This window comes from Dyella marensis, from assembly GCF_900112865.1.
Lineage (GTDB): Bacteria > Pseudomonadota > Gammaproteobacteria > Xanthomonadales > Rhodanobacteraceae > Dyella_D > Dyella_D marensis_A.
In genome coordinates this window covers 1-13,309 of record NZ_FONH01000008.1, presented here as the reverse complement: position 1 = coordinate 13,309, position 13,309 = coordinate 1, and the positions used below count along the sequence as shown (strand labels likewise).

Here is a 13,309-nt window from a genome sequence, read left to right as displayed (position 1 = left end):
GGCTCGCGCGCGCGCGGGGTTTACTCGCGCATGAATCCATTCCTTACGATCGGCACGCCGCCCTTACGATCGGCACGCCGCCCTTACGATCGGCACGCCGCCCTTGCGATCGGCGCGCCGCGGGACGCAAGAACTTCAGGCGACGCGCCGTTCGCGCGCCACCTGCTCCGCCGGCATCTCCAGCGGTCCGCACAGTTCGCGATACACATCCACGGTGCGGCGGATCACGATGCGCTCGTCGAATTCCGCATGCGCCTTGGCCCACGCCGCCTCGCCGAGCCGGCGCGCCAGCGCGGGATCGTCGTGCAGGCGGCGGATCGCGTGCGCCAGCGCCTTGCCGTCGCGCACCGGCACCAGCAGGCCGTCGACATCGTCGGTCACCACTTCGCGGCAGCCCGGCACATCGGTGGTGATCAGCGGCTGCGCGCAGGCGGCTGCTTCGATCAGCGTCTTGGGCAGGCCTTCGCGATAGCTCGGCAGCGCCACCACATCGACCGCGCCGAGCAGGGTCGGCATGTCCTCGACGTGGCCCAGCCAGTTCACCACGCCCTCGTTGACCCAGCCGCGCACGGTGTCTTCCGGCACCGCGGCGGGATTGCCGGGATCCGGCGTGCCGGCGAGCAGGAACTCGATGCGCCGGCCTTCGGCCAGCAGCTCGCGCGCCGCCGCCACGTATTCCTCCAGACCCTTGTCCCACAGCAGACGCGCCGCGACCAGCACGCGCAGCGGCCCGCCCGAACGCTCGCCCGTGCGCTTGACGAAACGCCAGCAGTCCACGCCCGAACCGCGCACCAGCCGGATGCGCCCCGGATCGACCAGCCCGGCGCGCTCGAACAGCGCGACGTCGTCGCTGTTCTGCAGGATCAGCCGCGCGCCCTCGCCGTCCAGCGCCAGCCGCAACAGTGCACGTACCACGGGGCGCAGCGCGCGCGCCTTCAGATCATTGCTGGTGAACACGTAGCCCATGCCGGCCACCGCATTGACCCGCGCCGGCACGCCGGCGAGACGCGCGGCGAGCGAGCCGTAGACAGCGCACTTGATGGTGAAGCCGTGTACCAGCGCCGGCCGCTCGCGCTTGAGCAGCCGGGTCAGATAACGCAGCAGCGCCAGCTCGCGCAGCGGATTGAGGCTGCGCCGCTCCATCGGCACCGGCTCCCAGCGCAGGCCCAGCGCACGCAGCTTCTCGCCGTACGGACCCGGCGGCGAAAGCAGCAGCAGCTCGTGGCCGGCCTTATGCAGCGCCAGCGCCAGCGAGCGCCGGAAGTTGTAGAGATACCAGTCGGTATTGGCGAACAGGACGATCTTCATGGGATGGCTTGCCGCTCAGGGAGTAAGGATCGTGGGCGCGGCTTCGCCACAGGCGGCGCGTGCGCCTCCGCGGCTCAATCGCGTTCATGCCGTTTCCCCCTGTTCGGCGCCCAGCCAGGCCTGGAACATCAACACGTTCCACAGCTGGTGCTGCCAGTTGCGCTTGCCGCTCAGATGCTCGTTCCACACGCGCCGGATCGGCGCATGCCGCAGATAACCCTCGCGGCGCAGGCGGCCCTCGTCGAGCAGGCTTTCCGCCCAGTCGCGCAGCGGGCCGCGCAGCCAGCTGTCGAGCGGCACGCCGAAGCCCTGCTTGGGGCGCTCGATCAGTTCCTTCGGCACGTGCCGGTACAGCACCTGGCGCAGCAGCCACTTGCCCTGGCCGTCGCGGATCTTCAGGTGCAGCGGCATGCGCCAGGCCAGCGCGACTACCCGCGGATCGAGCAAGGGCACGCGCGTTTCCAGGCTGTTGGCCATGGCCGCGCGATCGACCTTCACCAGGATGTCGTCGGCCATGTAGGCCTGCGCATCCATCGCCATCATCCAGTGCTCGAAGCTGTCGGTCTGCGGCCAGGCCTGCGGATCGGTGAGCAGGGTCGATGGCTCGGCCGCGCCCTGCACCAGGTTTTCCGGATCGCTCCACTGGCTGGTGAGCTGGTGGAAGAACTGCTCGCCGCTGGACAGCGCCAGCACGCCGGCCAGCTTCTGCGCCTTGTCGCCGGGCGTGGCGACGTGCATGCGCTTGGGCAGCAGTACGCGGGCGCGCTCGTACCAGCGGTCCCAGGTGGCCGGCGGCACCGCGCGCAAGGCGCCGGCGGCGGCGTGGCGCACGAACGACGGCAGGCGTTGCATGCGTTCCCACACCCGCCGCGCGGCGAGGTAACGGTTGTAGCCGCCGAACAGTTCGTCGCCGGCATCGCCGCTGAGCGCGACGGTGACGTGGCGGCGCGCCAGCTGGCTGACCAGATAAGTCGGAATCTGCGAGCTGTCGGCGAACGGCTCGCAATACATCGAGGGCAGCTTGGGGATCACCGCCAGCGCATCCTCGGGCCGCACGTACAGCTCGGTGTGCTCGGTGCCCAGGTGCGCGGCGACCGCCTTGGCGTGGGTCGCCTCGTCGTAGCCGTCTTCGCCGAAGCCTATCGTGAAGGTCTTCACCGGCCGGCCGCTCTGCTTCTGCATCAGCGCGACGATGGTGCTGCTGTCGATGCCGCCGCTCAGGAAGGCGCCGAGCGGCACGTCGGCCAGCATCTGCGCGCGCACGCTCTGTGCGATCTGCGTCTCCAGTGCATCGATGGCGTCCCGGTCGCTGCCGAAGAACGGCTCGGCCAGGCCGGCGGCGACCACGTCGTTGTAGCGCCAGTATGGTTGCGGCTCCGCATCGCGCGGCCCGCCCGCCTGCAGGCGCAGCACGTGGCCGGGCCGCAGCTTGGCGATGCCGCGATAGATGCTGTACGGCGCCGGCACGCAGTTGTGCCGCAGCAGCAGGGTCAGCGCATCGCGGTCCACGTCGGGACGGAAACCCTCGTACGCCTTCAATGCCTTCAGCTCGGAGCCGAACAGCAGCGCATCGCCCTGCCAGCCGTAGTACAGCGGCTTCTCGCCCAGGCGGTCGCGCGCCAGCGCCAGGCTGCGCTCGCGGCGGTCCCACAACGCCAGCGCGAACATGCCGATGCAGGCCTGCAGCGCGGGCTCCAGGCCCCAGGCGGCGATGCAGGCCACCAGGGTCTCGGTATCCGAATGGCCGCGCCACATCGGCGCCTGCCCTTCGGCGGCCAGTCGCGCGCGCAGGTCCAGATGGTTGTAGATCTCGCCGTTGAACACGGCCGCATAGCGCCCGCAGGCCGAGTGCATCGGCTGATGCCCCGCCGGCGAAAGATCGATGATGGCCAGGCGACGCTGCGCCAGCGCGATGCCGGATGCCTCGTCGCTCCACACGCCGCCGTCATCCGGCCCGCGATGCAACAGCCGGGTGGTCATGGCCAGCGCCTGTCGCTCCAGGCGCTCGCGCGGCGCGCCCGCGGGAATCCACAGACCGGCGATGCCGCACATCAGCGCACCTCCGCATTGCGCAGCACTTCCGCCAGGCGCGGAGCCTGCGAGGCCAGGCTGTAGTGGTCTTCCACGCGATGGCGGCCGGCGCGGCCCTGGCGCGCGCGCAGCTCAGGGCTGCCGATCAGCTGCCGCAGGCCCTGGCGCCATTCCTCGTCGTTGGAGGCGAGGAAGCCGTTGTCGCCGTGCCGCACGATGTCCGCGTTCACGCCCACCGGCGAAGCCACCACCGGCAGGCCGCAGGCCATGTACTGGATGATCTTGTAGCCGCACTTGCCGCGTTCCCACGGCCCGTCGCGCAGCGGCATGATGCCGACGTCCATGTTGGCGATCAGCTGGGCCTCGGTCTCCTCCGACCACGGCAGCACGTCCACCGCCACGCCGTCGAACTGCGCCGCCACTTCCGGCCGCGCACCGACCAGCAGCAGGCGCGCGGCGCCGTTGGCGCAGACGTCCAGCAGCACGTCGCGCAGGTCCAGCGCGTAGTGCTCGGTGGCCGGCGAGCCGATCCAGCCGATCACCGGCTGCGCGCGGCCGCCATGTTCCACCGTGTCGTAGCGCAGCTGGTCCACCACCGTGGGGATGATCTCCACCCGGCCGGCCCTCGCCTGCTCGGCGCGCGCGGCCAGATAGGGATTGCCGGCGATCACGCAGGCCGAGCGCGCCATCACGCGGTCGATCTTGCGGCCCAGCACGCGGCGTACCACCGGGCTGGGCGAGAGGTCGTACTTGTGGAACAGCGCATCGTCATAGTCGACCACGTAGGGCCGCGCATGCAGCGACAGCATCGCTTCCAGCCCATACGGCAGGTACGGAAACAGTTCGCCCTCGATCCAGGCCAGGTCGTGCCCGCCGCGCCGCAGCAGCTCGGCGATGCGCCGGCCGTAGTAGCGCCACGCGGTGTACTTGGTCGCCTGCGGGCTGCCGCCGTACAGACCTTCCAGGTACGAATCCGGAAACAGCTCGTGCACGTCCACGTCGATGCCGCGACGCTCCAGTTCTTCCAGGTACTGCAGGCTGCGCAGGCGCGTGCTCGGCCCCAGCCTGGAATAACGGGAGAACAGGATCACTTTCAGGCGCTTCATGCGGGCACGCGCTCCACCCCGGAGGGGAATTCCACGAACAGCGCCACCAGCGGGATGGTGTACATCCACTGGAACGCGAACGCTTCGATATAGGGATTGGTATTGGAGGCGATGAACGCGGCCACGAAGGCGCTGAACAGGAACTTGTGGTGCGGTGGCAGCTGCCTGGCCGCGGCCAGGCGCAGCACGCGCAGGATATAGACCAGGAACGGGAACGCGTACACCGCCGCGCCGAGCAGGCCGACGCGATAGATGGTGGCCAGCCAGACCAGCTCGTAGCGCCACGGATACTCCGCGCTGCTGACGAAGCTCACGCCCTTGCCGTGGCCGGCGCCGATGCCGCCGTTGTCGAGGATGCCCTGGAACAGCGAGCCGGCCATGCCCACGCGCGAGCTGCCGCCGCCGGAACTGAGCTTGTCGGCGAAGCTGTCGTAGATCACGTCCAGGCGCACGCTGGTATAGGTCTGCAGCAGGATCACCACCGCCACCATGCCCACCGCCATCGGCAGGCCCACCTTCACCAGCCGCGTGAGCGGCGAACGCAGGCTGCGCTGGAAACCCACCGTGCGCGAGGCCAGCAGGCGGCCCAGCACCCAGCCCACCGGAATCGCCAGGATCAGCGCCGAGCGGCCCGAGGTCACCGCGCAGACGAAGATCATCGCCAGCACCGCCATGCGCAGCAGGCGGCTGCGGATCAGTTCCGGCGAACTGAAGAAGCCGCCGGCCAGGAAGATCAGCGAGCCGTACACGTGCATGATGGCGCCGGCAAAACCGCCCTGCAGGTTGATGTTGGCCTGCCCCTTGAAGAAGAACGACACCGCGTCGGCGCCGTAGCGGAAGTACAGATAGAAGTACAAGGCCACGCTGGCGCAGGCGAACACGGTCAGCACGGCGAACCAGTCGACCAGGCGCTGCGGCCCCGGCGCGCGCATCAGGCCTGCCGCCACCAGCATCCACAGCAGCGGCGAGAGGATGTAGATCACCAGCATCTGCGCCGCGGCTTCCGGCGGCGCATCGTTGAGATAGCCGATGGCGGTATAGATCACCGTGACCATCGCCGTGCACATGTACAGCGCCAGCAGCTTCTTGAAGCCCAGGCCGAAGCGGAAGCCCGGCAGCGCGAGGACGGCCGTCACGCCGAGCATCGCCGCGGTGGGCACCGGCAGCGAATTGGGGATCACCACCGCCAGGAACAGCAGGCCGATGGCCGCCAGCAGGAACAGGTGCCGGCGCGTGATGCTGCGCTCGCTCATCGGCACCGGGCCGGGCACGCCATGCATCGAAGGATTCGCGGACGGATTCATAAGGCCACCATGTCGGCGATCCAGCGATCCAGCACGCCGGCCTGCGCCACCTTGCTGTAGGCGCCGATCTCGCGGCGTCCTTCCGCCGGCGCGGCGATCATCCGGCGCAGGGCTTCGGCGCTCTCGCCGCCGCCTTGCGTCACCAGGGTCTGGCCGGCGCCGGTCTCGGCCAGGATCGACGAGGCCGCGTTCTCGACGCCGGACACGCACACCACCGGCACGCCCGAGGCCAGGTACTCGAACACCTTGCCGGTGGCGCAGCACACGCGATTGCCGGTGAGCAGCAGCAGGCGGTCGCAGCGCTTCATCAGCTGCAATGCCAGGCCGCGCCGCACCGGCTTGAGCGTGGTGACGCCGAAGCGCGCGCGCTCCAGCGATTGCTTCTCGCGCGCGGTCAGCTCGCCGACGAACAGCACGTGGCGGCGCGCGTGGCCGTCCTCGATGGCGTTCATCAGCGACACGAAGCGGTCCAGGCTGTCCGACGCGGAAGCATCGCTGGCGCCGACGCGGCCGAAGTGGCCGATCAACTGCGCGCCTTCCGGAATCTGCCGCGCCAGCAGCGCGGCCGCCTCCTGGGCATCCTCGTCCAGGTGCGCGGCGAAGTCGTCCGGATCGAAGCCGTTCGGCAGCAGGCCGACGCGCTTGCCCGGATAGCGGCGCGCGAAATCCTCCACCAGCGCGGGGCTGACCGAGGTGACCAGGCTGGCCGCGTCGATCACGCGCGCCTCGATCAGGCGGCGCGCGGTGTCGGCGAGCCTGCCGGCACGGCCCAGCGGCTCGAACACCAGCCCGTCGCGGAAATCCTGGATGCACGGCAGGCCATGGCGCGAGGCCAGGCTGGCGGCGGCGATCAGGGCATCGATCGGCGAATACGTGCCGACCGCGACGCAGCGTTCGCCCGCGGCCAGGCGCTCGCTGCAGCGCCGGTCCGCTTCGGCCAACGCATTGACCAGCCAGGGACGCGTGGCCGCGTCGCCTCGTGCAGCGGCCGAGAATGGCAGCGAAGGCACGAAGGCCGAAGCCATGCTCAGCAGCGACGACGCCAGCGACGATTCGCTGCCCACGCAATGGCCGGGCAAGGGAATCACTTCCACCGCGGGCGACACCGGCAGGTTCGATGCCGCGCCGTGCTCGCGCGCGAGCACGTGCACGCGGTAGCGGTCCGCGTCCAGGTATTTCACCAGGCCCTTGAAGCGCTGCGCCGCGACGTTGCCGGTCGCATGATGGGCGGCGAACAGGAAGAGATTGACCTTGCTCATTGCACTCCATTCCTGCGCAGTCCCGGCGACAGACCCGTCGCCCGCAACCGCACACCTTGCATGGCCTTCGCGCAGGCTCGCGCCGCCAGCGAAAGCGAAGAGCGGAACCAGGCCAGCGACAGCAGCCCGAGGCCGGCCCACATCAAAAGGAACAGGCCGCGATGGCGCTCGCCGTACAGCACGAAGGCCACCGCCAGCGCCGTCACTGCGGTCGTCGCCAGATAAAGGCGCACGCGTGGCACCGGGCGCCAGACGCGGCAGGAGAACTCGGTGCGCACGACCAGGAACAGCAGGAACGACACTGCCGTGGAGATCGCCGCGCCACCCGCGCCCAGGCGCGGCACCAGCAGGTAATTTCCGGCGACATTCGCCGCCGCCGCGAGGAACGACGCCGCCATCGAGTACATGCTGCGCCGCGCGAGGCTGATGCCGACCGCCGCGCACTCGGACAGCGCATACAGCAACGGCGGCGCCAGGCTGGCCGCGACGATGTATTGCACGCGGTCGTAGGTCGCCGGCAGCACCAGCGCCAGCACCCAGGACAGCAGGCCGGTGGCGACGAAGATCAGCACCACCGCGGCCAGCAAGTGATGGGTCACCGCATCGATCTTCGCCTGCGCATCGCCCTCGGCGGCCCAGCGGTACACGGTCGGCGCCCACACGGTGGAGAAAATGCTGGAGACGATGCCCGCTGCCGCCGCGATGCTCGCCGCCACCGAGAACACACCCAGCTCGGTCAGCGTCGACAGTTGGCGCAGGAACACCCGGTCCATCGCCATCAGCGCCCACGAAGCCACGCCGCCGAAGATCAGCGGGAAACCGAACGCAACCAGGTGGCGCAGGCGCCGCCGGTCCAGCCGCGCCGCCAGCGCCGGCACCCAGGCATGGCGGGTGTTCCAGGCGTAGGCGAACATCACCGCGACGATGGAAACGGTGTAGGCGGCCACCAGCATGAGGAAGGTGCGCCCGGGCACCGCCAGCGCATAGGCCACGACCAGGGCGAGGAACAGCAGCTTGGGCAGCACCTGGCTCATGGAGAAGGCGAAGCCCTTCTCTTCCATGCGCAGGATCACCGAGAGGAAGCGCGAGACGAAGGTAGCCAGGATCGAAGCGGCCGCGATCGCGCTCAGCGTGCCGTCGTCCACCGCGAACAAGGCCTGCGACAGCAGCCCCGGCTTGAGCGCCAGCAACGCCAGCAGCAGCACGGCCAGCGTCGCCAGCCCCGGCAGCGTCGCCGCCTTCAGCAGCGCCGGCTTGTCGGCGGTCTCGTGGTACTCGCGCGCATAGCTCTGGTCCAGCCCGAAGGTGAACAGGATCACCGCGAAATTGGTCGCCACCTGCAGCATGGCGATGCGGCCGATGTCCTCGGCGCTGAAGAACCAGGCCAGCATCGGCAGCGTGACGAAACCGATCGCCGCCGAACCGAGCGGACCGAGGGCGAAGCCGAGCAGCTTGCTCTTGTTCATTGGCCGGCCGCCTGGCGCAGCGGAACGACCACGCGCTCCCTTGCCTGGTGCGGCGCGCGCCCCGCCACTGTTTCGTAGGTGTCGCGCAGCCGCGCGACCACCGCGCCTTCGCCGAAGCGTTCCAGGCAGGCCAGGCGAATGGCGGCCGCGTCGTAGCGATCGATATGCTCGCGCAGTTCGCGCATCGCGCGCGCCAGCGCCTCGATATCGTCCACCGGCACGAGCAGGCCGTCGCGTGCGGTGACGATGCCTTCGGGACCGCCGCAGCGCGTGGCCACCACCGGCCGGCCCATGGCCAGCGCCTCCACGATGGCGACACCGAAGGTTTCGTAGCGGCTGGGATGCACCAGTGCCTGCGCGCGGGCCAGTTCCTCGGCCACCTGCTGGCGTGTCAGCGCGCCCAGGAAGGTCACGCGGTCGGCGATGCCAAGTTGCACAGCGAGCCGCTCCAGCCGCGCGCGCTCCGGACCGTGACCGCCGATGCGCAGGCTCACACCCGGCTGGTCGGCGAAGCCGCGCGCAAACGCCTCGAACAGCAGGTGGATGCCTTTGTTCTCGTTGAGGCCACCCACCGTGAGGAAGGCAAAGCGGCCTTCGGCGGCCGGCTCGCCCAGCGGACGCTCGCCGAACGAGGCGTCGACGATGTTCGGCATCACTTCCCACGATCCAACGTCGGCTCCGAAATAGCCTTCGAGGAAAGCGCCGAACGATGCGCTCACCGCGAACCGGCGCCGTGCATCGCGCGCCGCCTCGCGGGCGATGCGTGCCTGCACACGGCTCACCCGGCCGCGCGGATACATCGAGCTGTGCTCGGTCAGCACGTAGGGCACGCCATCGCGCAACCACAGTTGCCGCGCCAGCGCGCCGCCATACAGGGAAGCATGGGCGTGCACCACGTCCGGCCGGCCGAACTCGGCCACGTACAGCCGGTACAGCTTCAGGCCATGGCGCACCCACCAGCGACAGGCGGCGCCATGGAACAGCGGAAACGGATTGACGCCCGGCGAGCGCAGCACCGGCATGCCCTGGTCGAATTCGCGCCGCACGCCGCGCTCGCTGCCGGCCAGGCCGCGCCAGTGGCGCAGCGAACGCAGCTGTGGATAGATCACGCCCAGCTGGCAGCCATGCCAGTGCAGCGCCAGCGCCTGCTCGCGGAAGAAGCTGCCGCTGATGTCGCCGGGCCGGGCCGGATACCAGGACGGTATGACCAGCACGTGGATGTCGTCGCGGTGGGCGGGCGCGTGCATCGTCAGCGCTCCCGGATGACCCGCGCCGGGATGCCGGCGATGACCTGGTTGCCGGCGAACGACCGGGTCACCACCGAGTTGGCACCGACGATGATGCGGTCGCCCAGCACCACGCCGTCGCGGATGAAGACGTTGTCGCCGATCCAGCAGTCGTCGCCGATCACGATATCGCGCTCGACGTGCCGCAGGGGACCGTCCGCATTGGTGGTCGGCTTGGCCGGATCGTGGGTCAGCGCCTTGATCGACACGTTGTAGCCGATCGCGCAGCCGCGACCGATCACCACGCGCGAGCCCGGCCCGCAGGACAGGTGCGCCTGGTTGAGATAGCTGTGCTCGCCGATGCGGAAATTCTCGCGCGGCCCGATCAGCTTGCTGCCCAGCCCCACCGTCGCCGAGGCGGCGACGCCGGGATAATCGCGCAGGCGCCGCGTATGGCTGCGGCGCTGGGCCCAGTCCACTGAGCCGCTGATGCATCGGGCGAGCAAGTCGAGCACGGCCGCTTACCTCGCCGGCACCGTGGCGAGACCGTCGACCACCATGGCGATCTGTGCATCGGACAGATAAGGATGCATGGGCAGGCTGAGCACTTCGCGCGCGGCCCGGTCGCCCACCGGCAGCTGCGCGTTCTCGTCCGCCACGGCGGGCTGGCGGTTCAGCGGCAGCGGATAGTGCACCGCGGTCGGTACGCCGGCCTCCTTCAAGCGGGCCTGCACGGCCTCGCGGTCCTCCACGCGGATGGTGTACTGCGCATACACGCTGAGGTTGTGCGCCTCGACCGTCGGTGGCTCCACGCCGGCCTCGGCCAGATGTCGCGCATACGCCGCCGCGACTTGCTGGCGCTGGCTGATCTCCTCGTCCAGGATCGCCAGCTTGGGCAGCAGGATTGCCGCCTGCAACGTGTCCAGGCGGCTGTTCATGCCCACCCGCACGTGGTGGTAGCGGCGATCCTGGCCATGCCGCGCGATCTGGCGCATGGCGGTGGCCAGCGCATCGTCGTCGGTGAACATCGCGCCGCCGTCGCCATAGCAGCCCAGCGGCTTGCTCGGGAAGAAACTGGTGCAGGCGATGGTGCTGAGATGGCCGGAGCGCCGGCCCTTGTAGGTGGCGCCGAAGCTTTGCGCGGCGTCCTCGATCACCGGAATGCCGTGGCGCGCGGCGATCGCGTTGATCGCATCGGCGTCTACGCACTGGCCGTACAGCGAGACCGGCACGATCGCGCGGGTGCGCGGGGTAATGGCCGCTTCCAGCAGCGCCGGGTCCAGCAGGAAGGTGCGCGGATCGATGTCCACGTACACCGGCTTCGCACGCAGGATCGCCGCCGTCTCGGCGGTGGCGATGTAGGTGAAGCCGGGCATGATCACTTCGTCGCCGGGGCCCACGCCCAGCGCCATCAGCGCGATCTGCAGCGCATCGGTGCCGTTGGCGCAGCTGATGCAATGCTTCGCGCCGACATAGGCGGCGAGCTTTTCTTCCAGTTCCGCCACCTCGGGACCGAGGATGAACTGCCCGTGCGCGAGCACGCGCTGGATGCCTTCGTCGATGTGCGCCTTGATGCGCGCCTGCTGCGCCTTGAGGTCGATGAAGTCGATCACGCGGTCACCTCCTCGCGGCGGACACGCCCGTCGCGCAGCACGTAGCGCGTGCCGGTGTGCGGGCACAGCGCCTCGCCCGCGCCGCTGAGCGGCAGGTCCAGCTGCTCGCCGTACTCGCTCATCCAGCCGATCTGGCGCGCCGGCACGCCGACCATCAGCGCGTAGGGCGACACGTCCTGGGTGACCACCGCGCCGGCGCCGACGAAGGCGTACTCGCCGATGGTGATGCCGCAGACGATGGTGCAGTTGGCGCCGAGGGTGGCGCCGCGCTTGACCAGGGTGTCGCGGTACTCGTCCTTGCGCTCGATCAGCGAGCGTGGATTGTAGACATTGGTGAACACCATGCTGGGGCCGCAGAACACGCCCTCTTCCAGCGTCACGTTGTCGTACACCGAGACGTTGTTCTGCACCTTGCAGTGGTCGCCGATGCTGACCCGGTTGCCGACGAAGACATTCTGGCCCAGCGACACGCCCTTGCCGATGCGCGCGCCGCCGCAGACATGCACGAAGTGCCACACGCGCGAGCCTTCGCCGATCTGGGCGCCTTCGTCGACGATCGCGCTGGAGTGTTGATAGTGGGCCATGACTGCCTCAGCCGGCATTGCGTGTGAGGAACGGGTGGTATTCGCCGCGCAGGCCGACCGGGGCGGCGTGGCGGATATCGGAAACGGTGGTGATCGCGCAGCGGTTTTCCTCCAGCCCGAAGCCGCGGCCGGCGAGGATTTCCTGGTAGCTGCGCGTATGCAGGTCGGTGAAGCCGCCGGAGAACTCGATTTCCTCGCCGTCCACGGTGATCGAGCGGTAGGTGCGCTGGCCGGCCAGGCGCTGCGCGGCCGGCACGTCCTCCACGTCCACCGAGAGGAACCAGCGCACGCGGGCATGCTCGTATTCGAGATAACCGCCGGCCTTGGTCTCGGACAGCTGGTGCACCACGTTCTGCTGCAGCTCGCCGAAGATGAAATGCAGCATGTCGAAGAAGTGCACGCCGATATTGGTGGCGATGCCGCCGGACTTCTTGGTGTCGCCCTTCCAGGACTGCAGGTACCAGTGGCCGCGCGAGGTCACGTAAGCCAGGTCCACTTCGTGCCGGGCGCCGCGCTTGGAGCTGCGCACCTTATCGCGCAGCGCGACGATCGCCGGATGCAGGCGCAGCTGCAGGATCGTATTGATCCTGCGCCCGGTATCCTGCTCGATCTCGCGCAGGCCGTCGATATTCCACGGGTTGAGTACCAGCGGCTTCTCGCAGATGGCGTCGGCGCCGGAGCGCAGGGCAAAGCGCATATGCGAGTCATGCAGATAGTTGGGCGAGCAGATCGCCATGTAGTCCGCGCGCTGCGGATGGCTGGCGCGGCGCATCTTGTCGATATGGCGGTCGAAGCGCTCGAATTCGGTGAAGAAGTCGGCCTCGGGGAAATAGCTGTCGATCACGCCGACCGAATCGTTCGGGTCATAGGCGGCGACCAGCTTGTTGCCGGTGTCGCGGATGGCCTGCATGTGGCGCGGGGCGATGTAGCCGGCGGCGCCGACCAGAGCGAAGTTCTTCATGAAGCGACTCCTGCGACGGCCGCGGCGGGGGCCGCGGCGGCGTAATAGGTTCGATACCAGTCCACGAATGCCGCAATGCCCTCTTCCACCGACACCTTCGGCCGATAGCCGACCGCCGCGACGAGGCTCGACACATCCGCCTCCGTCTCCGGCACGTCGCCGGCCTGCAGCGGCAGCAGTTCCATCGTGGCCTTGCGGCCCAGGTACTGTTCCAGCACCTCGATGTAGCGCAGCAATTCCACCGGCTGCTCGTTGCCGATGTTGTACAGCCGGTACGGCGCCACGCCGCTGGTCGAGGGATCCGGCTGCGTGGCATCCCACGCCGGGTCCTTGCCCGGCACCGTATCGAGTGCGCGCACCACGCCTTCGACGATGTCGTCGATGTAGGTGAAGCTGCGCTTGTGCCGGCCTTCGTTGAACACGCGGATCGGCTCGCCGGCCAGGATCGCCT

12 protein-coding genes are annotated in these 13,309 nt (G+C 69.2%); all 12 read right to left on the bottom strand.

Annotated features, from left to right (window positions below; translation table 11 throughout):
* Nucleotides 1-135: 135 nt before the first annotated feature.
* The gene (locus tag BM172_RS12545) at nt 136-1,308 is read right to left on the bottom strand and encodes a glycosyltransferase family 4 protein (protein ID WP_035323467.1); all 1,173 of its coding nucleotides are present in this window, start codon (nt 1,306-1,308) and stop codon (nt 136-138) included.
* 84 nt (nt 1,309-1,392) lie between these two features.
* Nucleotides 1,393-3,360 (bottom strand): asparagine synthase (glutamine-hydrolyzing), encoded by a 1,968-nt coding sequence (gene asnB / locus BM172_RS12540; RefSeq protein ID WP_026635518.1) that lies wholly within the window; start codon nt 3,358-3,360, stop codon nt 1,393-1,395.
* Nucleotides 3,360-4,445 carry a glycosyltransferase family 4 protein gene (locus tag BM172_RS12535; RefSeq protein ID WP_090423585.1) on the bottom strand — a complete coding sequence of 362 codons (1,086 nt, stop codon included), beginning with the start codon at nt 4,443-4,445 and terminating at the stop codon, nt 3,360-3,362. The genes asnB and BM172_RS12535 overlap by 1 nt, the downstream gene beginning before the upstream one ends.
* Nucleotides 4,442-5,749 (bottom strand): hypothetical protein, encoded by a 1,308-nt coding sequence (locus BM172_RS12530; protein WP_026635516.1) that lies wholly within the window; start codon nt 5,747-5,749, stop codon nt 4,442-4,444. The genes BM172_RS12535 and BM172_RS12530 overlap by 4 nt, the downstream gene beginning before the upstream one ends.
* A complete protein-coding gene (locus tag BM172_RS12525) occupies nt 5,746-7,008 on the bottom strand; it encodes a glycosyltransferase (protein ID WP_026635515.1) in 1,263 nt (420 codons plus the stop codon). Before BM172_RS12525 ends, BM172_RS12530 begins: the two co-directional genes overlap by 4 nt.
* Complete coding sequence (locus tag BM172_RS12520; protein WP_051548740.1) at nt 7,005-8,474, bottom strand: lipopolysaccharide biosynthesis protein; 1,470 nt, start codon at nt 8,472-8,474, stop codon at nt 7,005-7,007. Before BM172_RS12520 ends, BM172_RS12525 begins: the two co-directional genes overlap by 4 nt.
* Nucleotides 8,471-9,721, bottom strand: a complete 1,251-nt coding sequence (locus tag BM172_RS12515; protein ID WP_051548737.1) for a glycosyltransferase — start codon at nt 9,719-9,721, stop codon at nt 8,471-8,473. Before BM172_RS12515 ends, BM172_RS12520 begins: the two co-directional genes overlap by 4 nt.
* A 2-nt stretch (nt 9,722-9,723) precedes the next feature.
* The gene (locus tag BM172_RS12510) at nt 9,724-10,215 is read right to left on the bottom strand and encodes an acyltransferase (protein ID WP_026635514.1); all 492 of its coding nucleotides are present in this window, start codon (nt 10,213-10,215) and stop codon (nt 9,724-9,726) included.
* 6 nt (nt 10,216-10,221) lie between these two features.
* Nucleotides 10,222-11,313, bottom strand: a complete 1,092-nt coding sequence (locus BM172_RS12505; RefSeq protein WP_026635513.1) for a DegT/DnrJ/EryC1/StrS family aminotransferase — start codon at nt 11,311-11,313, stop codon at nt 10,222-10,224.
* Complete coding sequence (gene wbpD / locus BM172_RS12500; RefSeq protein ID WP_026635512.1) at nt 11,310-11,897, bottom strand: UDP-2-acetamido-3-amino-2,3-dideoxy-D-glucuronate N-acetyltransferase; 588 nt, start codon at nt 11,895-11,897, stop codon at nt 11,310-11,312. The genes BM172_RS12505 and wbpD overlap by 4 nt, the downstream gene beginning before the upstream one ends.
* Before the next feature lie 7 nt (nt 11,898-11,904).
* Entirely contained in the window at nt 11,905-12,858 is a 954-nt protein-coding gene (locus tag BM172_RS12495; protein ID WP_026635511.1) for a Gfo/Idh/MocA family oxidoreductase, read from the bottom strand.
* Nucleotides 12,855-13,309 (bottom strand): NAD-dependent epimerase/dehydratase family protein (locus BM172_RS12490; protein ID WP_143096517.1); only part of this gene is annotated, 455 nt, incomplete at its 5' end. The genes BM172_RS12490 and BM172_RS12495, both read right to left, overlap by 4 nt.